Below are 25749 nucleotides of genomic sequence, written 5' to 3'. Positions count from 1 at the left end.
GCAATCACAGGAAGCCCCTTGTAAAGATTTTTTGTATTTATTAAACCTTTCGACTTAATAAAGGACTACACTAAGCAGGGCACAGGGAAGACACCCTTTGGAAAAGGGCATTAATTGAAGTTAATGGCCATCCCCTTTTTGGTATTTTATATATTTTATAGGTAACAGCTGAAGAGAGGTTATGTATATGTCCGATGGTGTAGGCTTCGCAGGTGGTGGCTTTGCCTTAATCGTTATACTATTTATCTTATTAATTATCGTTGGAGCAACCTGTTTTTACTAATTTAAATTCTCGAAAAAAGCCTTATAAAAGGCTTTTTTCTTTTTGTGTAAATAGTTATATACTCATATGGAATAAAAGGGATATTAACCAAGCTCTGCTGGAGAGCCAAAATTGGATAATGGCAATGAATTACAAAGAGCTGCTTTTCGTGAAATTATTGTTGAAGGAATTTTTTTCAAACTGCAATCTGGAGTGATGGTGAGTGGGCAGTTATAGAATCCCCTTTAAATAAAGCTAAATCTATGGAGAAACCCCAATATATATACTTAATGAAAATGACTTATTAGGCATTGAGGCTATGAGGACTTTTTTGAGGTACTTATTAAACATATTGACGATTTAATTAACATCAAATGAAAAAATACATTTTAAAATATTAGAAGAGGATTGCTGGGAACCATATCGGTTATGGAAAGACGAGAAGTTTTTGAAAATTGGTTTAGATTTGTAAATCGTGATACCGAATCAAGCTCTTTCGAGAGAAATGAGATGATTGTAGAATCTGAATCCATTTCCAGAACGACTGGGCATCATTCAAACATTGAATCTAGTTCAAACCATATGGGGCATGAGTCGAGCGAACAAATGACAAGTACTGATCGGGGGGATGTTAGGGATATAACTGCTTCAACATGCCAATGACTGGCAGATATTATCGGAGGAAAAGTTATTGCAGCAGTACCTGTTTGTACTGTAATGCGTCTTCGAAATATTAATGCTACTATTTTAGGCCGACGCACACGTTCACCGCTGGCACTTCAGTTTATGTTATCCTTTGAAAATAATGGTCTAAACCTTGGTGAATCGGTTGTTCTCCAAAGGGAACTCAATCGATTTATTGCTGCATTACGGAAAAGAGGTCTTATTGTAACGGCCTTTCATAACCATTGGCTTTTTGAAAAACCACGTTTATTGTATATCCATTGGGAGAATGTTGGCATGTCTGCGGAAGAGTTTGCTAGAAATAGTATTGCAGCCGTAAGGGAAGCAGGCCTACTCTAAAGAGAATGCCATTTGTGATACTTATTAAAATAATCACAAATGGCTTCTTTTTTCATTTTATCACCATACTCTCTAAGAACTTGCTAAGCATCTGTCGGTGGTGTTCCATCCATTTCAAATTGAAAGCAATCATCTAACAAGAAATCCCTTTGTTACACAGAGGACTGTTATATCCCCATTAAAGAAGAAGGTTTCCGTTCCCTTCTTCTTCCAAGGGTAAATAAATATGGCCGTCTAGTTGCTTACAATAATGTATACTTTCCCCTTTTTTTTGGAAAGGATTATTCCCTCCTTATTCAAAATGTGCAAAAAAAGAAACCGAATGAATGTCATTCGGTTTCTTAATCATTTATTAGTAGAACACAAAAGATGTTCCCACAATGATGAGAAGAATGAATAATACTACGATTAAGGCAAATGAATTTCCATATCCGCCGTCGCTCATTTATAACACCTTCACTTACTTTTAAGCAATATTAATAGATGAAAGCAGTCCCTACAATGATAAGAAGGATGAACAATACTACGATTAAAACAAAAGAACTGCCGCCGTAAAATCCTCCATAACCGAAGCCGCCAAAGCCACATCCGTAACCGTAGCCCATATTTTTCACCACCTATAAGATTGTAAGAAATTTATATCACTCTATGTATATTTACTAAGACAAGAATCGTTTGGACAAATATCATCCATTTAGAAAATTCGATTATTCGCCTAAATGAAAAGTCAAAAATTGGATGATTATAAAACAAATAAAGGCCACTTATCAGGGTTTCAAAAAATGGTGAGCCAAGCTATGAAGAATAAGTAGTAATAAAGTAAATCACAATTTAATAATATTTATTGGGAGGTGGTTAAATTGACCAACTATCAAGGACTTAAGGAAATCATTAGAATAGCAGATGAAATTTCATGTCACGCAAATGACAGAGATTATGATAATGACACTTATAGGTTAAAAAGGGCTTTAGATTTAACCGCCAGGGCTTTATCAATGTTTGCCAAAATGGAACAAGAAAGAATCGATGGTGAAATTGTCATTCACAATCCTTTGGAATATATCGAAGCAAGATTGTGTACAGCGTTATATTATGTCAAAAATCCAACAAAAGATGGTAAGAGGATTGACTCACCAAAACCCTAAAGACGTTTGAATAGCATCTTTGAGGGTTCTTTTAATTTGTAAATGTAAAAGGTATTGATATGACTGAAAATCAGAATAAGATATTAAAATTTTACGGAACAAGGACAGATTAGTTTAATCTGTCCTTGTTATTTTTCATTTACCACATCCAATTTTTCATATATGCGTCCACACTTTTACATAACCAATCATATTTTACTTGAAAGAGGAATAAAGAAAGGAAGAAGAATGTCATTAGTGGTGGAAGATAATAGGAGAGGAAGAACATGCAATCAAAGTTGGACGTAGAATTGAAGCAGGGACAACTATGATTAGCACAGCAGCGGTTCAAGGTCTTGATGTCCGTTTTCCTTTTGGAGGAGTTAAGCAGTCTGGTGTCTGAAGAGAGTATGGAGATGAAGGACTAAAATCATATGTGGAGACACATGTAATTAATAATCCTAAAACCTTGAGTTACCATATATACCAGAGTGAAAATAAAGTAACCAAATATAATCATGTTAATTTTTTTTAACTATGGTCATTTGTAACAATTATTGTTCGAAACATACAAAGGAGATAAATACAACATTAAAAAAAGTAACTATATAAAATGGTTAAAAGAAGATGTAATTTTAACGTAAACGAAGCATGGGGATTCGGGGTCCTCATGCTTTTATTTTATGTACATTCGTACTCTATGTTCTAGGAGCACTTTGAGACAATTGTTCAGTATTTACTTTACTAAATATCATTTTATTTAATAATGGAATAATCCAGCGATCCAATCCGATTTTGCTAGCATTGAAACCTGCCACAAGAATAAACATCCCTAATAAAACCATTTGGGGATTGGTACTTGTTGTTCCTGATAACATATAAGCAAAGTTCATAGTAAGACTCATTAATATAGAAAATGAAGTAAAAAATCCTAAAATTAATCCAAGACCCACGAATAACTCTCCCCAAGGAACCATGACATTAAATAGATCCACGTATGGAATTGCAACCTCTTTTAGAAATTTCCCCCACCAAGGTTGAACAGAAGGGTGTTCACCAGACATGTTTTTTACTGCTCCATAAAGAAAGCCACTTGCATCAAATTTTCCGCTAGAAATTTTTCCCCAACCAGCATGTAACCACTGCCACCCAAGATAAAGTCTAAGAACAGTAAGTAACAGAGATACTTTGCTATTTTCCTTTAATAATTGAATAAACATAATAAAACCTCCCAAGTAAATGATAACGACTATCATTGATATTGATTATCATTATCAAATAATCTGATATGATTATCAATAAGGAAAAGGAACTAAATTATATCGAAATCCTAGTGATATATTCCTGCAAGTCGGTTACTTCAATTTCCTTTCATGTAATTAATAAAGCCATTTTGTGTAATAACATAATTCAAAAATAAAACAAATAACATGGTATAGATGGGAGTAAAGGAGGGATAAAAAAGAAGGATCAGACTAATCTTACTGGTCATATAAGCTTGGATCAGATTAATCAGATGTTAGTTGCACCCGAATCATTTGCGGCAACTGAACAATTGTTCTTGAACGATATTGAAGACAGGTTAAATAAAAAGAAAATGAGTGAAAAACCTTAGCGGGGAGAGTGTGCAAATGGCGAAGGTAGGGAAAGATGATTTTGTAAACGGTTTTGTACCACATCATACTCATGGATCAGTGGATTATACTTCGGTGGCGGATGGTCATGTTCATCAATGTTTAGATGTCACTTCTCCTCCAATCCAAACCCAGGATGGAAACCATATTCATTACACAGAAGGTTATGTAATGTTTGAAGACGGTCATACCCATCATTATAAGGCGTATTCGGGACCTGCTATACCAGTTGGAAATGGTATGCATGTACATTATTATGATTTTTATACTACTGAAAACGATCAACATCGGCATCACGTAAAAGGAGTTGACCAACCTGCTCCAGGTAATAAATAAAAATTCTTAAACGAAACCAACCTAGAATATTAGGTTGGTTATTTATTTTTCCTAAATGCAACATTGTTTGTTCTCTATTAAACTGTTATATAACTGATAAACTGATAGTTCAGTTCAATAATTTTCTCTAGACTCACTCAATTTCCATTTGATAAGATACAAAAGTGTCTTTTTTAGGAGGTAACAAAAATGGGTACTAGGGAATCACTAGCAAAAAAAGTTGCTTGGATAAGCGTAATAAGTAATATACTTCTAACCTTCGGGAAATTAATTGTCGGCTATTACGAGAAAAGTGATGCAGTATTTGCTGATGGCATCCATTCAGCCGCCGATGTTTTTGCTTCAGTAATAGTTCTCTTAGTTATAAAAATAGCGAATAAACCTGCAGATAAGGAGCATCCTTATGGCCATGGAAAAGCAGAAGTAATTGTTTCAGGAATAGTTGGGATCGTATTACTTATCGTATCCTTTTACGTGGTCTATGAGGGAATTGTTGGACTTTTTCATCCTATCTCTGCACCAAATATACTTGCGATGTGGATATCAATTGTCTCTTATGGTTTAAAAGAGTTTCTATATAGGTATTCATTAAAGGTTGCCAAGGTCCACAGTAGTAAAGCAATTGAGGCCATTGCATTCGATCATAAAGCGGATATTGTGGCATCGATAGCAGCTGCAGGAGGGGTAATCCTATCCATCATTGGGGATAAACTTAATGTTCACGTTCTCCTTTATGGCGATAAAATTGCCAGTATTGTGGTTGCTATATTAGTTTTTAAAATCGCAATTGAAATGCTTAAAGAATCTTTTGATATTTTACTTGAAAGGAACATAGATACTGAAATAATGTTGGACTACCGTTCGATTATTTCATCATTTCCAGATGTTAAACGCATCGATAAGATTAGAGCAAGGGAGCATGGCCACTATGTATTAGTGGACCTTAGAATTTCAATCGATCACGAGAAAACCATTAAAGAGGACATGATCTTACGAGAGAAATCAAACAAGAGCTAATGAAAAAACATGATAATATTGAAGAGGTACCTATTCACTTAAATCCTTACTATCAAAATTAGTTATTTAAATCTGCTAGGTAGTTGAAAAGAAAAGGATTACTTCATTAAGAAAAAAGTCGACTCACTATTATCCTAAAATAATTAAATGTAATGTAATACTTTGTTCATAGTTTGTTCAAAATTAACCAGTATGATAAATTTGCAACTAGGACAACTTGCAAGCCTTTTAAACAAACCCCTACTAAAAAGATTCGGTATCTTGCCGAGTCTTTTTCTTTTGAACAATGCCTCCTTATATATTGGATATTTGTTCATTAAACATTAAATATTTATGAGAAATTAAAGAACTAATTGAAAACGCTCTCTTTTCGCTTTATAATAATATTAAATTTTCTGTCTATTACAAAAGTAGGTGTAACTTATGAATCTATATGAAAAATTGCCTAATGAAGTATTAATTGATTTTTATAATGAGATAAACAAAAATATCGAAAGAGGCATATTAACTAAGGCGATGTTTCATGAAATAGACTTGATTCTTTCTGCAATGAATGAGAGAGGAATAACGACAACTAAGTCTGAAGATTATAAAGATGTAGTCTAAATAAGACACTATGATCTGTACACTATGTCAAATGTATAAAGGGGGATTTATGGGGAATTTTAGATTGCACAGTAGTTTAATAGCGAAGTATAGTCATTTTGATGAATTACTTACAGTATTGAATGAGTTATCGAATAACCTTGTCCTATGTAATTATTTTAATGTTGAAATATCCCTTAATGATACATTGATTATAGTCGATGCGGAATGGGAAGATGAAACTTCTTATCGCACATCAATCTCTTATGGTAAAACCACAGAACTTATAAAGCTTGCTAAATCTATGATTTCAGGGATCGTTTTAAATAAATCAAACAGTATGTAAATTATTTGTATTATTGAATAGATAAGTATTACAAGTACACCTGCGGCTGTTTATATCAATGTTGTGAAATGTGATTGGTATACGTATATAGATTTCAAGGATAGAGTAAAAGAAGCAGCTGATGTGAAATATTTCTATTCAAATCTTTTTATCTATTTAACAGAGTGCAGAAGTGCTCTGTTTTTTATTATGAGTGGTAAAAAGCCTGGTGGAATTTCCACCAGGCTTTTGAAAGTCCATGGACAATGTAGAAAATTGTATCTCAATAAAGCATTCCCATAAATATAGAGACTATTCCAATATTCCAGATGGGACTATTTTGGGTGGGGAACTGATTGTACCAGATTAAGATGGAAAGCCTGAATTTGAGGCGGCAATGGAAAGTTTTCAATCCAATAAATCAAATCACAGGATACAATATTGGGTTTTTGATGTGATTTATTATGAAGGAGACGAAGTTACCAACTTGCCTTTATATATAATTGGAGAAGATAAGGGGTTTGTTTTTATCAAACCTGACCCCATTCTCTTTTACTTCGTACACTCAAAAGCACCAATTTCGGAACAACTTTAAATTTCTGAGATATAGGAAACGATTCGCTCAAACAAATCCACTTGATCCGCAACGATAAATGCAGGAAGAAAAATTAAAGCAATAAATACAACTAAATTAGAACCAAATACAATTTTAAAAAAATTTTTTACAAACTTCATACCAATTCCTTCTTCGTTTTAGTGTTACTACATAATATGTTGATATAACGAAAGGGTATGGACTACCTGTAAAAAACTGACTGATACCTTGAAGAAAATATTGACCTAGAATCTCAGGGTTAATCAAATTGCGGATTTTGTAGAAATATGATGATAATTGTCCAATCAAGACTTGTCCAATGAAATATATATAGATAGAGGAAAGTATTCATTTCTCATATAACTCTATAGGTACTGGAGGTGATATACATGGGTGACGGATTAAGTATGTCATTTACATTAATCGTGGTATTGTTCATTCTCCTAATCATTGTAGGAACTTCTTTTATGGGTTACTAATTTGTACGGAACTAAGGGCAAATTGATTTTATTCGTTCCCTTTGTCTAGACTACTGAAAAGATTGGAGGATGATTGACTTGTTTTTTTTCCGTGACGGCTTTAGAAGAAGAGGGTTTTTCCCTATTGAAATCGAAATCGAGATAGAGAGAAGAAGACGTATTGAAATCGAAATTGAGATAGAGAGAAGAAGACGTATCGAAATCGAAAGAAGAAGACGTATTGAAATTGAAAGAAGAGGACGCGGATTCTTTTAAGCATTTAATTTAAACATGTTTCCAAAGAGCCGACGGGCTCTCTTTTTTTTTAGGCTGTTATCACCTGATAGTGAATGAACAATTGACATGCACCAGTTATTCAATAGTAACGTGTATGTGAAGGAAAATCTCACGATTTTTCTTGTTTTCTTCAAATTCCGTTGTTGCGTATTTGATTTATACAATTTATTTTCATTCATATTACCGTTTATTTCAATTGGCAGGATTTTCATTATTTTTGCAGAAAATTATAAGATAATACTCAGATATCTTTCATTATCGTCATTAAGACATAGTTTTTGTGTACCACAATAGTGCAGAATCGTACTATTCTACAAGAGGGTTCCGTGGCTGGCTTAGGTAAATTTGAATTTGAACGGCATTCTAGCCACTAAAATGTTTTGGAGGCATTCTTGCCGACACAAAAAATCATGGAGGAATGTATATGTCAAAATCAAAACAAAAAATCGTTCCGCATTTATGGTATGAAAAGGGGGCAAAAGAAGCTGCCGAGTTTTACGCTTCCATATTCCCAAACTCAAAAATTACGAATGTCACAACCATTCAGGACACACCATCAGGTGACTCCGAGATAGTCTCATTTGAGCTGTGGGGACACAAGTTTATGTCAATCAGCGCTGGGCCTTATTTCAAAATCAATCCGTCGATCTCTTTCATAGTTAATTTTGACCCATCACGAGAAAATGATGCGAGCGAAAAAATAGATGAGGTGTGGAACAAATTGTCGGAAGGCGGCACAGCGTTAATGCCGCTTGATAAGTATCCCTTCAGTGAAAGGTTTGGCTGGATTCAGGATAAGTATGGATTGTCCTGGCAATTAATGCTTACCAATCCAGAAGGTGAAGTACGGCCTACTATTGTTCCATCACTTTTGTTTGTCGGCGAAAAATGCGGCATGGCGGAAGAGGCAATTCATTTTTATTTATCCGTATTTAAGAACGCAAAACAGGGACTTATCGCCCGCTACCCTCAAGGCATGGCACCTGATAAAGAAGGAACAATCATGTTCGCCGATTTTATGCTGGAAGACCAATGGTTTTCTGCAATGGATAGCGCACATGAACATAAATTCAATTTTAATGAGGCAATCTCATTCATGGTGTATTGTGAGACACAAGAAGAGATTGATTACTACTGGGATAGGCTATCTGCAGTTCCTGAAGCAGAGCAATGCGGCTGGCTGAAAGATCAGTTTGGTATATCCTGGCAGGTTGTGCCAAGCGAGATGAATGAGATGATGAGCAAAGGTAGACCAGATCAGCTTTCACGTGTGACGAATGCTTTTCTAAAAATGAAGAAATTTGATCTGGAAAAATTACGGAACGCATACAAGGGATAATCAGAATGCAGACTTCGGAAGATCGAAGGTAAGCTTTCATCCATTTCTCAAGCTTTCGATAAAAGCAAATATACATCTCTCCCAAAAAATTAGAGGAAATATTGGCTCATTAAGAAAACTCATATGCATATTGAGGTAAAAGGGATAGTTTAGTGTAGAAGGGATATGCAAAGAAGCATATCCCCCAATGATTTAATGACTATTTTCAATGAACATACTGTATAATAATTTACCAGCCCAAAACGCAAGTAAAATCCAAATTAGAATGAATAGCAGGGCAACAATCCAGTTTTTTGGTTTACCATTTTTTCTAATTTCTTCAGCCTTTTCTCTGTTTTCTTCAATAATGTAAGGTGGTATTAATTTTAGTGCCAGTGAAATGCCCAGCGGAACAATAATTAGGTCATCGAGATAACCCAATACAGGGATGAAGTCAGGAATCAAATCGATTGGACTAAAAGCATAAGCAACAACACAAATAGCAACCAGTTTAGTGTACCAAGGTACTCTATTATCTTTGTATGATAAATAAAGAACAAATAAATTTTGTTTTAGTTTTCTTGTGTAGTTTTTTAATTTTGCTAAAAAATTTTTCTGTTCCATCTAACTCCTCCTTGTTAGTAATGATTATAAAGTAAAATAGGAGAGAGTTGAAACTTCATAAGCGCTTTTTTGTCAGTTGTTATTTAGAAGGAATAGAGAACAAGAGGGAAGAGAAGGCACCCGAAATGTCTTCTAGAGTGGCTTTTATCTAACAAGGGGAAGGAGTTTTCATCCAATACTATCCTTAAGAATGGCTCTTAAAGACAAACAGACACCAAAATCACCAAAAAATTGTCTTCAAAATCTGCTATTAAGGACATTAAGAGAGGAGTTTGCATCCCAACTATCGATAAAATTTTTATTTCGTCTCACTATCTTAAGTATACTTAGTTATTGAGACAAATAAGCAATTTGGTTACATAATAATATTATGTAAACTGATAAAATAAAGAAAAACTGCCAGTAGGGTGACAGTTTTATTGATTGTTAGTCGATTTGTTCTTTCGGCATATCCATTTTGTCGACAGCAATTTTTAAATCATCATTCTTGATATGAGTATAGATCATCGTCGTCTGGATCGATGAATGACCTAGTTGGCGTCTTAATTTCGGAACATCATTGATCTCAGCATGGTATCTGGTGGCAAACGAATGCCGCAGCTTATGAACTGATAATGATGGCTTCCCAAATGCTGTTGCATATTTCTCAATGAGTTTTTCAACCGATCGTGCTGTCAGCCGCCGTGATTTTCCTTTAGGACCGACCGGTGCAGAAATAAACAATGCCTTATTTGTTTTGTCTACTTGATATTTAGCCGCTCTTACAGAGAGATATTCCTGGAGGTCTGCCATGGCCACTTGGCTAAAGAAAACGAATTGTTCTTTATTTCCTTTTCGAATCACTCTTACACAGTATTTACTAAAATCAATATCATCTAATTCAATGCCGACTAACTCAGAAAGCCGCAGTCCTGAACCTAAAATTAAGGATACAATCGCGGTATCACGTTCTTTATTTAATTGATAAAAGTTAGATAGTTTTTTATTTTCTTTATTTAATTCGCCATAATCATTTGCAACAAATAAACGAAACTTTTCGTATTCATCCCCAAGGAGGATTTTACCTTCCATTTTATTTGCTTTTGTTTCCATGCTGTCTTTTACTTCATTAAACTCGATTTTGGCCATTACATTTCGATTAATATAAGGCTTTAAATCTGGAGTTTCGGCGATATTTTGCAGATAATTAAACAGTGACTTTAAAGCAGATAACTTCCGATTTACCGTCAATTCCTTGTTATCTAGTTGATAATGCAGATAGTTTAAAAAGTTTTCGACCTCTAAAACGGTCATCTCTTCGAGACGTTCCAGCGGGATTTCCTTAACAGTACCTTGATGCAGCTGCTCCGTAATGATCCAATTGAAAAAGATCTTGTAGTCATGACAATAATTAAATAAAGACGCAGTCGAAAGTTTCCGCAGCTTATGATTTATGTATTCTTCGACATACCAAGGGAGTTCGTTAAGCAAGGTTTGTAATTTTTTAAAATTGGTTTGTTTATCCTGATTTACCATAATAACACCTCACTTTTATTTTACTTGGTATACTTAATTACGTCAAATTTATATTTTACGTAATTATATTTTTGGGTAATTAATCTACAAAGGCTCCCCCGCTTCCTTCCGTTTTAAAAGATTTGACGGTGTTCATCGCTTAAACTGTCTGGTTCAACTAACAACGATTTTAAGGTATCGGATTCATTATGAACAAAAATAGATTTTTCAATGACTCTATTTCTGCCCATCTACCTTAAGGTAAATAATTTTAAACCCTAACTCTTGATTTTTAATAAAGTTCTTTCTAATTTAAATGCGCACAAAAAAGCGAAATGGTCTCCCACTCCACTTTTATTGTTTCCTTTCTTATTTCCATTTGCCGGTTAATACTTCTGTACGGTCCGTTGCAGGTGAAGGTGTCCTTGATAAATTGGTAATTTCAGCGTACATTTCTTCTGTCATATTAAAATCAGCCGCTGCTAATGAATCTTCTAATTGGTCTAAATTACGTGCACCAATGATCGGAGCAGTAACAGCAGGATTAGCCTTGACCCAAGCAACTGCTAGAGTTGCCGGTTTCACATCATGTTCTTTTGCATATTTAGTGAAATGTTCAGCCGTAACAAAATCATCATCGGCCCCGTAACGGTCACCATAGCGGGCATTCTGTACAAGGCGGCCCTGCTCAGGACGTTTATTTACTCCATATTTCCCTGAAAGAAGTCCAGCACCAAGTGGGCTATAAGTTATGACACCAATTTGTTCGGAAGCAGCCATTGGTAAAATTTCAACCTCTGCTTGGCGTTTAACAAGGTTATACATAGGTTGAATTATTTCAAAACGAGCAAGTTGCTCTTTTGCAGAAATTCCTAATGCTTTAGTGATTTGCCACGCTGCCCAATTGCTTACTGCTGGGTAAAGAATTTTCCCTTGTCGCTGTAGGTCATCGAGTGTCCGTAAGGTTTCCTCCATTGGAGTTAATTCATCAAAATCATGGACAAAATAAAAATCAATATAATCCGTCTTTAAACGTCGCAGGCTATTTTCAATCCCCTGCACCATATGTTTTCGGGACAACCCTCTCGCATTCACATCAGCACCCGTGTTCCAGAACACTTTTGACGTTAAGACGATTTCGTCTCTTTCATGTGCAATACACTCTCCTAGAATTTCCTCAGAACGCCCATATACATCGGCAGTATCGAAGAAGTTGATCCCAGCTTCCCGACAGCGTTTATACATGGATTTGGATGTTTCTTCGTCAGCGTCTCCCCCAAAAGACATTGCCCCAAAACATAAATTCGAAACTTGAATTCCTGTTTTTCCTACTGTACGATATTCCATCATGTACCTCCAAAATTAATTTGTTTTTTTGTTAAATAAAGGTTAATCACGTTTTGTTACATACTTCATCCAGATTCCACCATCGCCCAGTTTTTCTATGTCCTTTAAGAAGAAATTTACGGGTTGTGGTTTTTTTAGAAAATAGCTTGTTTCAAAAAGTGTCGTGGTGTTGGACGCACCATCTGCAATTGGGACTAAAATTAGGCTCAATTCATCAATTAATCCTTCGTTCAAAAAAGAGCCATTTAAAACTCCTCCACCTTCGAGCATTAATTTATCGATAGAAAATAAGCACTTTAGTTTTTCCACTACGACAGTAAAATCCAATTGTTCTTTTCCGCCAAAAATATAAGATATACCAAGTTTTTGCAGATGAGCCAGGTAGGCATCAGATACTTGTTCTGTAAGTATTTCGATAATGTGGTCTCCTAATCCGTAGTCATCTGTAATGTAGTTTTTTGTCCATCCCAGTTTTCCAGAAGGGTCTACTACAACTGCATACCCTTTTGCATCCTTATTTGCAACGTAATCAGTTCTTGGGATAGTTGGAATGTTATCTTGTTTTAAATCGAATTGATGTCCGAAAGTAAAGTGTTCCTCCATAGTAATCCTGCCGCACATCCATGCTCTACATCCATAATGTTTATGAATTTTTTCGTATTCGTCGGTAAAATAGATAGCTCGTTCCTCTTTCAAATATTCTCCAATGATTTTCCCATCCAATGAAGTTAGCATATGGCAGATTATATATGGTCTTTCCATTTGTTTTACCCCTTTTAAACTGTAAAATACTACCTCTAAGCTGCAACAATCGTGCAGATTAATCCTATTCTTACAAGGATTTTTGCGAGATGTTTTTAAATGATCTTTTCAATTGTAACTTTAAAATTACCTTTCATACTTGCAAGCTTTTCAATACCAGATTCAATCTTCCCTAATTTAATCAATCCATTTGCAAAACCAAAATCCTTATAAAATATAGCTAAATTTCCCCAAGGAGCATAATACGTAATATCTCCGATAGAAGCTTTGGTACCATCTGGAGAACCGGTAGTAGACAATCTTTTTGGAAGATTGCTAATCTTTTCCGTTCCTGCATAGTCTTCAAGTGTTAACCTAAGCGGAAGAAGTGTTATAAAATCAATTGCTGCTTTACTGTCAATTAAAATAGCAGTATATACGTCTTCACCAACAGTTAATTTTATTTTAATTTTATTACTCACCTTCTTTTATTTTATTTTACTGATTTTGTTGGACGAATTAGGATTTCACTTACAGCAACAGATTCCGGTGTACTTATGGCATAAGCAACTGCGTCAGCAATGTCACTTGGCTTCAATCCCAAACCTTCTATTTTTGCATTTTTCTTTACTCGTTCACGGTTTTCAGGCTCGTTAATCGTCGTATAAAGTTCTGTATCTACAAGCCCCGGAGAGATAATGGTGCTTCGAATATTGTTTTCATGCTCTTCTTGGCGTAATCCCTCCATGATGGCACGAACCGCAAATTTTGTGCCACAGTATACAGCAGAACCAGGATAGACCACATGCCCTGCAATGGAGTCAGTCGCAATGATATGACCAGATTGCTGTTTTTTCATGATCGGCAAAACGGCAGCAATCCCATTTAACACACCCATAATATTAATGTCTAACATTTGTTTCCATTCATCAAATCGTGTTTCTGAAAGTGGAGCAGTTGGCATAACTCCAGCGTTGTTGTAGAGTACATCTACAAGGCCGTATTTTTCAATTGCCAAATCTACGACAGCTTGAACTTCCTCTTTGTTTGTTACATCTGCAATAGCATATGATACTTCAGCATTTGGCAATGATTCAACAAGAGATTTTAATCGATCTTCACGGCGAGCTGCAATGACTAATTTCGCTCCTTCTTGTGCAAGTTTCATGGTAGTCGCTTCGCCAATCCCACTTGATGCACCCATAATAATGACAACTTTTCCTTTAATTTTTGGCATTGGAACTACCTCCATAAATTTTTTATGAATTATTATTTTCTTGATGGATTGTTTAAATGTTGAAATACTTCAATTCCTTTTTTTAAACGCTGTAATCCATCTTCAAGCCTTGCCTTAGGACAGGCGTAGTTTAGTCTAATGAAGTTATGACCATTACCGCCAAAAATGGTACCTTCTGAAACGTACAATCCTGTCTCTTTCCTAATAAATTCACATAAATATTTGGTATCATGCGTTATTGCACTACAATCAAGCCACGCCAAATAGGTTGCTTCTGAATGAATGACTTGAAGATCCGGAAGCTCACTTGCGATAAATTGGTCAATCAATTGCTTATTTCCCATCAGATAATCTAACAATGCTTCAAGCCAAAGTTCACCTTCTGTAAACGCTGAGATTGCAGATTCGATCGCAAAAACATTTGGTTCAGCCACTTCATCGGTGTTGATTCCACGATTCACCAGCTTCCTTAACTCTGGATTTGGCACAATAATACTCGATGTTTGAATCCCAGCAAGATTGAATGTTTTCGTTGGTGCTACGCAGGTAATGCTATTTTGAGCAATCTCTTCTGAAACAGAAGCAAATGGAATATAGTGATATCCTGGATGCGCTAAGTCACAATGAATTTCATCAGAAAGGATGAGAACATTGTGTTTGATACAAAGGTTTCCCATTCTCTCAAGAGTCGCTTTATCCCATACTTTACCAATTGGGTTATGAGGATTACAGAAAACCATGAGGGTTGTTTCAGGGTCGGCTAGTTTTCTTTCTAAATCACCAAAATCAATCGAATACTGATTGTCTTTATAAATCAATTCGCTTGTAAGAACTTTTCGTTGATTGTTGACGATTGAGTTGTAAAAGATATTGTAAACAGGTGAGAGCACCAACACATTGTCTCCAATGTTCGTCATTTTGCGTACAATGGAAGAAATGGCTGGCACTACACCGGTACAAAACATAATCCATTCTTTTTCAATAGGAAATTGATGTCTCTTTTCCCACCACTGAGCAACTGCATGATAATAGTCATCTGGCACGCTTGTATAACCAAAAATATGGTGGTTTAATCTCTTTTGCATTGCCTTAACAATGGCTGGGGATGTTTCAAAGTCCATATCTGCAACCCACATCGGGAGCTCTTTATATCCAACATCCCACTTATAAGAGTTGGTGTTAAAGCGATTCGTCATTTTATCAAAATTAAACGTCACAGGGTTCACCTGCATCATCTAGTTCATATTGGGTATTGGCTGAGATGATTTCCTTATCATCGAATATTAATTCACTAATGTCCTTAGCCTTGATTTTTCCGGCAATTGGATTTTTCACACTATCAATCACTGTTGTTGCTTCCACGTCTACTGTTGAATATTCAAACGCTAAATCCGTATTGATAATTCTCCCATTTTCGATCACCAAATGATCCATGTAGCACATGCCTTGGTTGCTTTCAATGGTACAGTTTATAAACGTGATATTTTTGGAATTCCAACCTAGATATTCACCGATAATTGTAGAGTCGTATACAGTAACATTTTCACAATTCCAAAAAGCGTCTTTAGAAAGTAACTTTGCATTTCGGATTTCGATATTCTTTGCTCCATCAAAAGCGTAGTTCCCTACCAATCTGAAATTATCAATTTTAATATTTTCACTATTCATTCCAAAGTAATCGCCTCTTGCAGTCACGTTTGTTAAGTAAACATCTTTACAGTTCCAAAAGGACTCCTCCGCATTTTGCATATCAACATTGGTCAGGTGAATATCACGTGCACGTCGAAATGTTTTTGGTGCTTCTATGATACTGTCACTGATTGAAATATGATGAGTATACCAAATTCCGGATCGTGCCATTTCAAGAAAACTGCTATTCTTTACGCTGATATTTTTGGAATACCATAAAGGATACTTCCACTTAAAAATACTATTATCAATAGAAATATCACTACTTTCTTTTAGTGGTGATTCGCCATCCGCAAAAACCGAATCCTTAATGATAAGATCTCTACTCTTAAAAAGAGAGCGTTCTCCTGTTAGCATCTGTTGATTAATTGCTTCCAAAGTGTTTCTCCTCCAATTTCATTAATATCTATATCCTGGTTTTTTATACAACGTGTTATCCTTACCTAAAATATCAGGTTGATATACTTCTTCTTCCCATTTCTCACTCGGAACTTCTTCGAATGAGACAGAAATACTAGATTCTCCAGCGTCTACTGTTTCCATAACAGCTTGCACAATCTTATCTGTAAGTTCTTTCTTTTGTTCCTCGGTTCTGCCTGGTATAAGTTTTACAATAATGTGGGGCATCATATATTCTCCTCTCAAACTAAAAACTTCTTTGTTGGACTTTGCTCATTTTTTCCTTTTTAAGAACAACTCCCAAAACAATGAGGGAAATCAAAATAATAATAATTGAACTTGAAAGGAACAAAGACTGAACAGTATGAACGTGGAATAACTTTGAAAGCACTGTCCCTTCGTAAGGGGATAGGGTAGCACCAATGTTATAAGCAACTAACACCATTGTTGTTCCAAGCTTTGCCACTTTTTTGCTTTGTTGCGTAAATGTATGAAACAAATAGGGCATCATACAACGAAAAGAAAAGCCAATAGCCATTGAACAAAATGTCGTGAGTACAATACTTTCTGAAATAGTCGTGATATAGATAGAAACTCCGAGAAATAAAAGTGCAACTGGCATGATATAATCCTTCAGCAGTTGAAAAATTCTACCGAATGAAAAACCGGCAATAAATGCACCTAAACCAATGAAGGCAAGATTATTGCTGCCAATCGTAGCATTGCCTATGTGTTTTTCTAAAAGCAGTGAGGTAACCTGAATATTGTAATTAATAAAAATGGTTACAATCACAAAAAGCAAAATACCATAACCATAGACTGAGCGATAGGATCCTACGTCGTTGGGACTGTCCGATACAGTTTCTCTTGGTTCTGCTTTTCTTTTTTCCATTTTCTTGTCATTCGGAACAAAGAAAAGGAATCCCAGAAAAATTGGAAGCGCCAGAGCATAAATAAGAAACGATGTGTGCCAGTTGATTTTCAACAACTGCCCTACTATAAACGTCAAACAAATACCACCTAATCCTTCAAAGGCACTTTCCAATCCAATTACAGCTGCTTTTCTGCGCGAATCATCCTGAAATATATCACTAATCATTTGAATGATTAGGCGGTTGAATAAACCGATTCCTAAACCAAAGAAACAGCGTGAAAGAAACAAAAATGAAAAGATATTATGTTTCAGTACCGGAAAAACACCCGCAAGAAAAACAAGTGCTAAACCAATCAATATCGTTCTTTTCTTTCCAATCCATAGTTCCAAACGGTTCGCAACTAAGATTCCTAGAATGACAAACAGTGAAGGAATGGTTGTTAAAAGCCCAACATGGGTTGGATTTACTGTTGGAAATTCCTTTTCAATTGCAGGAATGTTTGCGGCAATCAATGGACCGGATGAGATCAATAAAGCAACTGACAGCAAAGAATATATTTTTAACCTGTCCAAACGTATAATATCCATCTCCTTTCCCTACGTATTTTGATGTAAGTTTCAATTTTTAGTCGTAACCTGATCATAAGACCCTTTAAAAAAATCAATGTTAATTCATTAATCAACATCTGTTTATTATTATAAAAGGAAACTGACTGTATTCAATGGTTAAATTAACGCAATTCGTTGATTACTCAACAAATCAACGAAAATTGTTGAGTATCTATAAAAGGTTGGTTAAGTCAGCATGTCTAATATGCATATCATCAACTCAATCGCTGCATTTCTAATAACTTCTTGGCTTAAAGTAAAGGCTGTACCTTTTTCAATACTGTTTCCGCCCTTTTGTTTGTATGACCGTCATAATTAACGCATCGAATCAAATGATCCGATGCGTTTGCTTTTTACAATTTGTTATAAGTTTCATCTTCAACAGGCTCTAACCATTCCGGAGTACCTGCTGTGATTGCAATGTGAACAAACCAGCTATCTTTTGTAGCGCCATGCCAGTGTTTGACACCATCATGCGTGACAATTACGTCCCCTGCTTTTAACAATTGAGCAGGTTGTCCATCTTCTTGGTACCAACCTTCGCCTCCAGTTACCAATAAAATTTGATATCCATCACGATGGATATGCCAGTTATTTCGACATCCCGGTTCAAAAGTCACATTCCCGACACCAACGTTGATTTTAGAGTCAGATACTAATCCTTTAAGATAACTTTGTCCCACGAAAAATTGAGAAAAAGGATTTTTTTCTCCTGCAGGGAAAATAACACCATTTTTTACTTCTTCATGTTTTGCCATTTTTAATTCCTCCACCTATTTATTTTAACTTTCCTCCGAATACAGGGAAGAAGCTATGCTCCCCATAATTCTGGATTTGCTCTACATTTTTCAAAGTCTCCATATCTGCATCGCTGATAACAAAATCAAGCTCTGCATTGTTTCTCATGTGATCCGGATTTGCCGTCTTTGGAATGACGACAAGACCAAGTTGGATATCATATCGCAGGCAAAGTTGAGCAACAGATACTCCGTACTTATCAGCTATCACCTTAACCTCTGCATGATCGAGAACTGCACCGTGTGCAATTGGTGAATATGCTTCTACTAGGATGTCATTCTTCTGACAGAATTTAATTAGCTCCAAAGGAGTATTGCTCACATGTGCCAATATTTGATTGACCATAGGCTTGATCTCACAGCTTGCAAGAATATTCTCTACATCATCCTGAAGGAAGTTAGAAAGACCGATTGCCTTTACCTTGCCTGTCTTATAAGCATCCTCCATTGCTTTCCATGCTTCTTTGTTTTCCTTGAAGTAACGGTTCTCTTCACGGAACTCGGTCCAAGGCTGAGGGCTGTGGATAATTAGAAGATCAATATAATCAAGTCCCAGCTTTGCTAAAGACTCATCAATGGACTTCGTGACTGCCTCATATGTCTTTAATTCTGCTGCAACCTTTGTCGTGATAAAAAGTTCTTCTCTTGCAACACCGCATGAACGGATGCCTTCGCCTACACCAGTTTCATTCATATAAGCCTGAGCAGTATCCATATGACGATATCCGATCGATACCGCTTCTACGACTGCCTGTGCAGCCTGTGCATCGTCAAGCAGCCATGTACCAAGACCTAATTTTGGAATTTCTACACCATTTGATAATTTGTAAGTTTCGTTAAACATGCTTTTGTCTCCTTTACATTGTTATATTTTTTTCAAGTGAACCAGAGATGCTTACTCTCAAGCGTTTACTAAATCCTTAACCGTTTGCCTTAATTTTCAGGAATCATTTCATTAATGCAAGCTAATGCGTTTAGTGTTCGCGGAAAGCCCATATATGGGAGGCAGTGAGTGATGGCGGTGATCAATGTCTCCTTGTCAGTGCCTACATTTTTGTTACCCAGCACATGTGACTTCACTTGGCTTTCACAACCGCCCAGCGTACTGATAATACAGAGTGTCAACAACTCCCGTGTTTTCAAATCAAGTCCGCCACGCGTGTAAAAGTCTCCAAAGCAAAAAGAGGAAAGATAATCCTGCATATGCTTTTGATTTTCTGGAGAAGCCTCACGCATTTTTGTAATGACATCACCAAAAATCTCTACTTGAGTAGCAAGTCCTTTCTCAAAACGGCTATCTTCATCTACAGTTTTTTGGCTTTCAAGTGGTAAAGTGATCTCCTTCGCTTTGAAAACCTCATTCACTTCATTTATGGCGTTTAATGTTTTGGGAAATCCGATATATGGTGCACACTGGTAAACTGCCTCTTTGATTTCTACTGGTGTCAGCCCAACGTTTAGTGCTGCAGCAACATGTGCCTTGAGCTGAGGCAATGTCTGGTTGGTAGTAAGCACTGCCAGGGTAATCAACTCGCGTTGCTTGTCATCCAGATTTCCTTGATCGAATACTTCCCCAAAAATGAAACGGCTAAGGATGTCTTGAAAATCAGGATCGGTAGCGTATGCGGCTGGTACTCCATTTCCGAATAACTGTTTGTATTTTTCTTTACTCTTTTCAATGCGGTCCATAAATAACCCTCCTGTTTGAAGTCAATTTACTTTTATTATTCCAAAAGGTAGCTGCAAAATGATTATTGATTGATTAATCAACATCTGTTTATAATTATAAAAAAGCCCTTCACACTTTCAATGGTTAATTTAGAGCAATTCGTTGATTACTCAACAAATCACTTTAAATTGTTGATTATCTTTAAGAAAAGTTGGTGGATTAGTGTGACCAAAGTAGATAGAAGAATAGCAAAAAGCCAAGTGGCTATAAAAAATGCCGTCATTGAACTGATGTCTGAAAAAAGTTTTGACGACATTACCATTCAAGATATTGCTGACAGAGCAGATGTTAATAGAGGAACCATCTATCTTCATTACACGGATAAATACGACCTCCTGGATAAGATGATTGAAGAACATATAGAGAATCTCCGGGAACTATGCCAATCGTCATCTGAGATGACGTTTCAAGAAGGAAATTATGTCTGGTACGAATACTTTGAGCGTCATTATTTATTTTTTTCAACAATGCTAGCTAGTAAAGGTGCACCCTATTTTCGTAGTCGTTTTCTTGATTTAGTTATAGAAGAGTTTGCAGCTGAAGTGGATACAACCGAAGGAAAAAATCAAGGATTAAGTGAAGATGTTATTCTTCAATTTTTTGGATCAGCAGTCGTAGGGGCAGTAGAATGGTGGTTCAAAAATGGAATGCCTTTGTCAGCTCGTGTGATGGCTGAACAAACGGGGGCATTGTTAGATAGGAATCTAGAATAATTGCAACGATTTTCTTTAACATTAACACCCCTATAGTTTAAGTATATTACTTCTTATACTTTTACTAAAAAGCCGTTTTCTCGACCAGGAAACGGCTTTACTTATCATTAATATATATTTTTCAAGTTCTATTCTTCTATAGCCTCTGTTGGACGTGGTGAATTTATAATCTCTCAGTCAACAAACGTGAAATTTGACCAGCTGCGCCTAAAATTAAAATTTTCATCTTCATTTCCTCCGTTTTTTAGGTTGAAAAAACCAATACATTTATCGTCCAAATGAGCGACTAAAAGATTGTCCAGATTGCACTATTTGCCGTGCAGTTTTTAAACGGCGAGATTCATACTCCAAAAGCGCCTCAGAAGCTGCAGACCCTTTTATTCCTTTTTCTATACATTCGGTTAAGGTAGCAGCATCTTGCAAGGAAGCATTAAATCCCGATGCAGTGAGTGGTGTAGGTAGATGTGCAGCATCTCCAGCTCGTGCAAGAGCAATCCCTGTCATTAGTCCAGAAAGAGACGCACCGACAACAACAGCATTTCCATTGGCTTCTTGAATAAAAGTGTCACTGTTTGATTCGCTCCAGTTATCCTTTCTCATAACGTTTTTCCTCCTTATTAGGAATGTTTTCAAAAAGAAAAAACCGAATTTCCAAATTAGAAAAACGGTTTTTTAATGATGAAAAACATTAAATATCGCGCTTCACAAGTGTTTCATGAATCATTATTCATGAATTTTCCACCCATTTAACATCTTAGCCGTATCAACAGTAAAATGATCAATTATTTCGCTTTTTCCAACATCCATAGTAGCAATTGCGGCCATATCTTCATCACTTAAAGCGAAATCCCAAACATTAAAGTTTTCAACAATACGTTCTTTATGAACAGACTTTGGAATTGACACGACACCACGTTGAATATGCCAACGTAAAATGACTTGTGCTACTGACTTTCCATATTTCGCCGCAATACCAGCAAGTAATTCATTTTGGAAGATATTCTTCTGACCTTCTGCAAACGGTCCCCATGATTGAATTTGTACGCCATATTCTTCCATAACGTTCTTTGCAACTTTCTGCTGGAAGAACGGATGGGTCTCTACTTGGTTAACGGCTGGTACAACTTCATTGTTCAGTATTAAATCAACTAAACGATCAGGATAAAAATTAGATACCCCAATAGCACGGATTTTTCCTTCTTTATAAAGTTCCTCCATTGCTCGCCATGAACCGTAATAATCACTGAACGGTTGGTGAATGAGGTATAAATCAAGATAGTCAAGCCCTAGTTTCTTCAAGGAAACATCAAAAGCCTTTTTTGCATTTTCATAACCAGCATCCTGAATCCAAAGTTTAGTCGTTATAAAAAGTTCTTCCCTTGGAATCCCGCTTTTTTTGATGGCTGCGCCAACTGCCTCTTCATTAAAATAGGCAGCTGCTGTATCAATTAAACGATACCCAGCTTCAAGTGCGTCTGATACTGCCTGCTCGCATTGAGCTTGATCAGGAACTTGAAATACTCCAAAACCTAAAATAGGTATTTCGACACCATTGTTTAATATAACTTTTTGCATATAATTTACCTCCAGTATTATAAAAATTGTGACAAGTAATGCTGTTGCTGGTGTTTACAATTTAAGCATCCTTGTGCTAGTATAAGCCTACCACCTTCGTGTAACACGAAGTCAACAGATTTTAAGTAACTTTTATTTAAATTTCGAGGAGGGATTGTATTGTATACAGTAAAAGAAGTGGCTAAGCTACTTGAGCTGACTGAACATACCGTTCGTTTCTACACGGATAAAGGATTAGTTCCGAATCTAAAGCGTGATAAAAATAATAATCGTCTTTTTGATCAAGAATCCATCAATTGGTTAACAGGTGTAAAATATTTAAAACAATGTGGTATGACAGTGGAAGACATTAAAACGTATGTAGATTTGTGTTTGGAAGGCGATTCTACCATTCAGGAACGCTATGAAATCATTTTGAAACAAAAAGAGATCGCCCAGGCTCAGTTAGAGGAAGCAAAACGAACAGTCAAATATATGGAAGAGAAGTCAAGTCACTACCTTGACATTATCAATAAAGTGATCCCAGATGATACTAACCCGGGGAAATGGCAGGAAAATAAAATGCCTTTGGCTCATTAATTTCTGCAATTGCCACAACCCGCTCAACCACCAATTGATGGAACTCATCAGAATTGAATTTGTCCCACTGTCCCACTGTGTCACAGTGTCATATGTTTATTACATATTCAAATCAACTTGATTGGAGTTCCCTATTATTATGTCGAATATTGTTAAATAAAAGGAATGTTTGTGACCAATCATTTAGTAGCAATTAAGGCGAATCTCAGTATAGTCTCTATATATATGGGAATGCTTAATTCAGATACAATTCGCTACATTGTTCATGGGTTTTTGATTGATTAGATTTGAAGGAGTGTACCTTATGCAGGTGGAAAATCAAAACATTCAGCAACGCGATAAAGAGTGCGAAACTAAATTTTGCAAAAAAAGAATGAATATCGAAATGAACAAAGAAGAAGAACGTAAAGAAATTTTAGAAATGTTAAAACGATTATAAGATTAAACTCCTCTTAAAAGGATAATTAAAAGCCTGGTGGATCTTCCCATCAGGCTTTTTGCATGAATAAATGTCCTATATTATATTTTTATAAAATTTCACACGATCTTCCACTGGCTTAAATTCTTTTTCTCCTGGCTGAGCTGTTGGATTACCAAAAGGCATTTGAGCAATTAACTTCCAATTTGAAGGAATATTCCATTCCTTCTTTACTTCTTCGTCAATAAGTGGGTTATAGTGCTGCAGAGAAGCTCCTAGACCTTCTGATTCTAAAGCGGCCCAAACTACCAGCTGGTGCATACCTGATGCCTGATGGGACCAAACAGGAAAGTTGTCAGCATATGTACTGAATTGTTCTTGAAGAGATTTAATTATTGCTTCGTCTTCAAAAAATAGTACAGTTCCGTATCCTGCCTTAAATGAGTCCATTTTTTGTTGAGTCGCAGAAAAATCTCCACCACCAACAACTTCTTTTAAAGTTTCAGTCGTAATATCCCATAATTTATCATGGGATTCCCCTGTCAATACCACAAGACGTGCAGTTTGGGAGTTAAAGGCAGAGGGCGTGAATTTTACTGCAAATTCTACGATTTCCTTAATAGTATCATCTGAAACTTGAACGTTTTTATTGATTCCATAATAAGTACGTCTTTCTTTTAAAGTAGTAAAAAAATCTTTTGTCATAGCATGATGCCTCCATTTATACTTTTTTGTGAAGAGAATTTTAAGGATAATAATAATTTAATTAAACAAGTCAATTGGTTTGTCTAATAAACCATCTTCCACAGTTTTTATGTGCGTAGATAGACTTATTATGTTGGATAAACAGTCTTATGATCAGCAACTATCATCAATTTCTCACCTTGAAAATGTATGTCTCCATCTGAAGAATAAAACCAAGTCTTCTCATTTTCCTTTACCTCAAATAAATTTATCTCATCTTTAAAATCTAAAACTTTCGAAGCCGTTTCTTCGTCTACAGGTAGGGATATTAGCCAACGATCGTCTTGTTGCTCAATAGTGTATCTATTCGTTTGGCACAATAATCTGCTGCCAATTGAATGACGAATCATCAACATTTAAAATTCACCCCCAGGTAAATCGATTAATAAAAAGAAACTATCTTGATTTCCCTGAATCGTTATTTCAGGAATATCAGTGATTCGGGCAGCGTCTCTGGACTTTAAAAGAAAATCATTGTTTATTGAAATTTCTCCCTCTATAGTAAAGACGTAAATCTTCCGACCTGATTCCTGTTCAAAGTTCACTGTCTCCTTTCCATCTAATCTTGACAAATAAAGTGTCAAATCTTGATGGATTCCAGCCACCTGATCAGACGCCGTATGCGAAATGACAGGCAGCAGCTGATTATGCAATTTATTTAGATCATATGAAATGTCTTCATATGAGGGCTCTAGCTTTTGCTCATTCGGAGAAAACCATAACTGTAAAAATTGTACCTCTTCCTCATTTGAAGCGTTGAATTCAGAATGAAGCACTCCAGTACCAGCGGTTATCCGCTGAATACTACCATGGTTAAGAGTTCCAGAGTTTCCTAAGTTGTCCCCATGCTTAAGAGCTCCTTTTAAGATAATAGAGACTATTTCAGCTTCACGATGAGGATGAATACCAAAACCATGTCCTGGCTGTAATGTATCATCGTTAAAAACGCGCAGCGGTCCAAATCGTATATTCTTTGGATCATAATATTCTCCAAAAGAAAAACCTAGTGAACTTTTCAACCAATCATTTTTCACTGTATAGCGTTTATCCGCAGGAAAAAGTTGAATCACATTCCTTCACTCCCTATTTAATATCTTGATTTAATAAATTATTAATTAGTATATTTAGAAATGAACTATTCTTAATTAAGACTATTTTAACATCAAATAATTATTTTCTGCAAATAAGTTGCAGTTAATGATAATA

36 protein-coding genes and 2 pseudogenes are annotated in these 25749 nt (G+C 35.9%); 16 read left to right on the top strand and 22 right to left on the bottom strand.

All coding sequences use genetic code 11. The features are described 5' to 3' along the window. Positions 1-181 precede the first annotated feature (181 nt). From L1999_RS15335 to L1999_RS15325, 3 genes are all read left to right on the top strand, one after another. Complete coding sequence (locus L1999_RS15335) at positions 182-283, top strand: YjcZ family sporulation protein (protein WP_235739351.1); 102 nt, start codon at positions 182-184, stop codon at positions 281-283. Between the two features lie 408 nt (positions 284-691). Further along, positions 692-925 (top strand): hypothetical protein, encoded by a 234-nt coding sequence (locus L1999_RS15330; RefSeq protein ID WP_235739350.1) that lies wholly within the window; start codon positions 692-694, stop codon positions 923-925. Continuing rightward, positions 926-1285 carry a DUF1259 domain-containing protein gene (locus L1999_RS15325; protein ID WP_275677704.1) on the top strand — a complete coding sequence of 120 codons (360 nt, stop codon included), beginning with the start codon at positions 926-928 and terminating at the stop codon, positions 1283-1285. It begins immediately after the preceding gene. A 352-nt stretch (positions 1286-1637) separates the two neighbouring features. Here L1999_RS15325 and L1999_RS15320 read toward each other — a convergent pair whose 3' ends face one another. Further along, a complete protein-coding gene (locus L1999_RS15320) occupies positions 1638-1730 on the bottom strand; it encodes a YjcZ family sporulation protein (RefSeq protein WP_235739348.1) in 93 nt (30 codons plus the stop codon). A 31-nt stretch (positions 1731-1761) separates the two neighbouring features. Further along, positions 1762-1890, bottom strand: coding sequence for a YjcZ family sporulation protein (locus L1999_RS15315; protein ID WP_235739347.1), 129 nt, complete (start codon positions 1888-1890; stop codon positions 1762-1764). A 255-nt stretch (positions 1891-2145) separates the two neighbouring features. Here L1999_RS15315 and L1999_RS15310 point away from each other — a divergent pair, with 255 nt between their 5' ends. Both L1999_RS15310 and L1999_RS15305 read left to right on the top strand, forming a co-directional pair. Then, positions 2146-2430, top strand: a complete 285-nt coding sequence (locus L1999_RS15310; RefSeq protein WP_235739346.1) for a hypothetical protein — start codon at positions 2146-2148, stop codon at positions 2428-2430. Between the two features lie 253 nt (positions 2431-2683). Continuing rightward, positions 2684-2904 (top strand): annotated as a pseudogene (locus L1999_RS15305) (aldehyde dehydrogenase family protein); the annotation flags it as partial. Between the two features lie 203 nt (positions 2905-3107). On the opposite strand, the gene L1999_RS15300 reads toward L1999_RS15305, so the two are convergent. Continuing rightward, positions 3108-3629, bottom strand: a complete 522-nt coding sequence (locus L1999_RS15300) for a DoxX family protein (protein ID WP_235739345.1) — start codon at positions 3627-3629, stop codon at positions 3108-3110. A 411-nt stretch (positions 3630-4040) separates the two neighbouring features. On the opposite strand from L1999_RS15300, the gene L1999_RS15295 reads away from it, so the two are divergent. The 4 genes and pseudogenes from L1999_RS15295 (at position 4041) to L1999_RS15280 (ending at position 6327) form a co-directional block, all read left to right on the top strand. Continuing rightward, on the top strand, positions 4041-4379 hold the full coding sequence (locus L1999_RS15295) for a YmaF family protein (RefSeq protein WP_235739344.1): 339 nt from the start codon (positions 4041-4043) through the stop codon (positions 4377-4379). A gap of 189 nt (positions 4380-4568) precedes the next feature. Next, positions 4569-5458 (top strand): annotated as a pseudogene (locus L1999_RS15290) (cation diffusion facilitator family transporter). Positions 5459-5819: 361 nt separating this feature from the next. Next, a complete protein-coding gene (locus L1999_RS15285; RefSeq protein ID WP_235739343.1) occupies positions 5820-6002 on the top strand; it encodes a hypothetical protein in 183 nt (60 codons plus the stop codon). A gap of 49 nt (positions 6003-6051) precedes the next feature. Then, on the top strand, positions 6052-6327 hold the full coding sequence (locus L1999_RS15280; RefSeq protein ID WP_235739342.1) for a hypothetical protein: 276 nt from the start codon (positions 6052-6054) through the stop codon (positions 6325-6327). Positions 6328-6897: 570 nt separating this feature from the next. On the opposite strand, the gene L1999_RS15275 is transcribed toward L1999_RS15280, so the two are convergent. After that, complete coding sequence (locus tag L1999_RS15275; protein WP_235739341.1) at positions 6898-7041, bottom strand: hypothetical protein; 144 nt, start codon at positions 7039-7041, stop codon at positions 6898-6900. Positions 7042-7308: 267 nt separating this feature from the next. Between L1999_RS15275 and L1999_RS15270 the strand changes: the two genes are divergently transcribed. The 4 genes from L1999_RS15270 (at position 7309) to L1999_RS15255 (ending at position 8995) form a co-directional block, all read left to right on the top strand. Further along, complete coding sequence (locus tag L1999_RS15270) at positions 7309-7380, top strand: YjcZ family sporulation protein (RefSeq protein WP_197031452.1); 72 nt, start codon at positions 7309-7311, stop codon at positions 7378-7380. A gap of 78 nt (positions 7381-7458) precedes the next feature. After that, positions 7459-7635, top strand: coding sequence for a hypothetical protein (locus L1999_RS15265; protein WP_235739340.1), 177 nt, complete (start codon positions 7459-7461; stop codon positions 7633-7635). 292 nt (positions 7636-7927) lie between these two features. Beyond that, positions 7928-7999 carry a DUF4256 domain-containing protein gene (locus L1999_RS29885; protein WP_430540040.1) on the top strand — a complete coding sequence of 24 codons (72 nt, stop codon included), beginning with the start codon at positions 7928-7930 and terminating at the stop codon, positions 7997-7999. A gap of 81 nt (positions 8000-8080) precedes the next feature. After that, the gene (locus L1999_RS15255; protein ID WP_235739339.1) at positions 8081-8995 is read left to right on the top strand and encodes a VOC family protein; all 915 of its coding nucleotides are present in this window, start codon (positions 8081-8083) and stop codon (positions 8993-8995) included. Between the two features lie 192 nt (positions 8996-9187). Here the strand turns inward: L1999_RS15255 and L1999_RS15250 are convergent, their stop codons facing one another. The 13 genes from L1999_RS15250 to L1999_RS15190 all read right to left on the bottom strand — a co-directional run bounded on the left by L1999_RS15250 (position 9188) and on the right by L1999_RS15190 (position 20474). Then, positions 9188-9598 (bottom strand): YkvA family protein, encoded by a 411-nt coding sequence (locus L1999_RS15250; RefSeq protein ID WP_235739338.1) that lies wholly within the window; start codon positions 9596-9598, stop codon positions 9188-9190. A gap of 426 nt (positions 9599-10024) precedes the next feature. After that, a complete protein-coding gene (gene xerS / locus L1999_RS15245) occupies positions 10025-11113 on the bottom strand; it encodes a tyrosine recombinase XerS (RefSeq protein WP_235739337.1) in 1089 nt (362 codons plus the stop codon). A 348-nt stretch (positions 11114-11461) separates the two neighbouring features. After that, on the bottom strand, positions 11462-12439 hold the full coding sequence (locus L1999_RS15240) for an aldo/keto reductase (protein ID WP_235739336.1): 978 nt from the start codon (positions 12437-12439) through the stop codon (positions 11462-11464). 42 nt (positions 12440-12481) lie between these two features. Then, a complete protein-coding gene (locus L1999_RS15235) occupies positions 12482-13201 on the bottom strand; it encodes a dihydrofolate reductase family protein (protein WP_235739335.1) in 720 nt (239 codons plus the stop codon). 95 nt (positions 13202-13296) lie between these two features. Continuing rightward, positions 13297-13662 carry a cyclophilin-like fold protein gene (locus L1999_RS15230; protein ID WP_235739334.1) on the bottom strand — a complete coding sequence of 122 codons (366 nt, stop codon included), beginning with the start codon at positions 13660-13662 and terminating at the stop codon, positions 13297-13299. 11 nt (positions 13663-13673) lie between these two features. Next, complete coding sequence (locus tag L1999_RS15225) at positions 13674-14417, bottom strand: SDR family oxidoreductase (protein ID WP_235739333.1); 744 nt, start codon at positions 14415-14417, stop codon at positions 13674-13676. Between the two features lie 32 nt (positions 14418-14449). Next, positions 14450-15634 carry a MalY/PatB family protein gene (locus L1999_RS15220; protein WP_235739332.1) on the bottom strand — a complete coding sequence of 395 codons (1185 nt, stop codon included), beginning with the start codon at positions 15632-15634 and terminating at the stop codon, positions 14450-14452. After that, a complete protein-coding gene (locus L1999_RS15215) occupies positions 15624-16484 on the bottom strand; it encodes a DUF3737 family protein (protein ID WP_235739331.1) in 861 nt (286 codons plus the stop codon). The genes L1999_RS15220 and L1999_RS15215 overlap by 11 nt, the downstream gene beginning before the upstream one ends. 21 nt (positions 16485-16505) lie before the next feature. After that, positions 16506-16736, bottom strand: a complete 231-nt coding sequence (locus L1999_RS15210) for a tautomerase family protein (RefSeq protein WP_235739330.1) — start codon at positions 16734-16736, stop codon at positions 16506-16508. A gap of 16 nt (positions 16737-16752) precedes the next feature. Then, positions 16753-17967 carry an MFS transporter gene (locus L1999_RS15205; RefSeq protein WP_235739329.1) on the bottom strand — a complete coding sequence of 405 codons (1215 nt, stop codon included), beginning with the start codon at positions 17965-17967 and terminating at the stop codon, positions 16753-16755. A 374-nt stretch (positions 17968-18341) separates the two neighbouring features. Continuing rightward, the gene (locus L1999_RS15200) at positions 18342-18746 is read right to left on the bottom strand and encodes a cupin domain-containing protein (RefSeq protein WP_235739328.1); all 405 of its coding nucleotides are present in this window, start codon (positions 18744-18746) and stop codon (positions 18342-18344) included. Between the two features lie 19 nt (positions 18747-18765). Continuing rightward, positions 18766-19629 carry an aldo/keto reductase gene (locus L1999_RS15195; RefSeq protein ID WP_235739327.1) on the bottom strand — a complete coding sequence of 288 codons (864 nt, stop codon included), beginning with the start codon at positions 19627-19629 and terminating at the stop codon, positions 18766-18768. Positions 19630-19718: 89 nt separating this feature from the next. Then, on the bottom strand, positions 19719-20474 hold the full coding sequence (locus L1999_RS15190) for a carboxymuconolactone decarboxylase family protein (RefSeq protein WP_235739326.1): 756 nt from the start codon (positions 20472-20474) through the stop codon (positions 19719-19721). Between the two features lie 204 nt (positions 20475-20678). Between L1999_RS15190 and L1999_RS15185 the strand changes: the two genes are divergently transcribed. Beyond that, positions 20679-21227: a TetR/AcrR family transcriptional regulator gene (locus L1999_RS15185; protein ID WP_235739325.1), complete on the top strand. Its 549-nt coding sequence runs from the start codon at positions 20679-20681 to the stop codon at positions 21225-21227. A 267-nt stretch (positions 21228-21494) separates the two neighbouring features. Here L1999_RS15185 and L1999_RS15180 read toward each other — a convergent pair whose 3' ends face one another. Continuing rightward, positions 21495-21827: an FAD-dependent oxidoreductase gene (locus L1999_RS15180; RefSeq protein WP_235739324.1), complete on the bottom strand. Its 333-nt coding sequence runs from the start codon at positions 21825-21827 to the stop codon at positions 21495-21497. A gap of 123 nt (positions 21828-21950) precedes the next feature. Continuing rightward, positions 21951-22802, bottom strand: coding sequence for an aldo/keto reductase (locus L1999_RS15175; protein ID WP_235739323.1), 852 nt, complete (start codon positions 22800-22802; stop codon positions 21951-21953). A gap of 159 nt (positions 22803-22961) precedes the next feature. Here L1999_RS15175 and L1999_RS15170 point away from each other — a divergent pair, with 159 nt between their 5' ends. Together L1999_RS15170 and L1999_RS29635 are read left to right on the top strand one after the other, a co-directional pair. Then, complete coding sequence (locus L1999_RS15170) at positions 22962-23381, top strand: MerR family transcriptional regulator (RefSeq protein WP_235739322.1); 420 nt, start codon at positions 22962-22964, stop codon at positions 23379-23381. A 304-nt stretch (positions 23382-23685) separates the two neighbouring features. Next, positions 23686-23820: a hypothetical protein gene (locus L1999_RS29635; RefSeq protein WP_275676906.1), complete on the top strand. Its 135-nt coding sequence runs from the start codon at positions 23686-23688 to the stop codon at positions 23818-23820. A gap of 75 nt (positions 23821-23895) precedes the next feature. On the opposite strand, the gene L1999_RS15165 is transcribed toward L1999_RS29635, so the two are convergent. The 3 genes from L1999_RS15165 to L1999_RS15155 all read right to left on the bottom strand — a co-directional run bounded on the left by L1999_RS15165 (position 23896) and on the right by L1999_RS15155 (position 25613). Next, on the bottom strand, positions 23896-24504 hold the full coding sequence (locus L1999_RS15165; RefSeq protein WP_235739321.1) for a nitroreductase family protein: 609 nt from the start codon (positions 24502-24504) through the stop codon (positions 23896-23898). Between the two features lie 128 nt (positions 24505-24632). Beyond that, positions 24633-24899 (bottom strand): hypothetical protein, encoded by a 267-nt coding sequence (locus tag L1999_RS15160; RefSeq protein WP_235739320.1) that lies wholly within the window; start codon positions 24897-24899, stop codon positions 24633-24635. After that, positions 24900-25613, bottom strand: coding sequence for a pirin family protein (locus L1999_RS15155; RefSeq protein WP_235739319.1), 714 nt, complete (start codon positions 25611-25613; stop codon positions 24900-24902). Positions 25614-25749: the final 136 nt, after the last annotated feature.

The sequence above is a fragment of the Neobacillus drentensis genome (assembly GCF_021560175.1).
In the GTDB taxonomy this organism is placed as follows: Bacteria; Bacillota; Bacilli; order Bacillales; family Cytobacillaceae; genus Neobacillus; species Neobacillus drentensis_A.
Note: the sequence above shows the minus strand (reverse complement) of the source record. Positions and strands in the feature narration are given on the sequence as shown.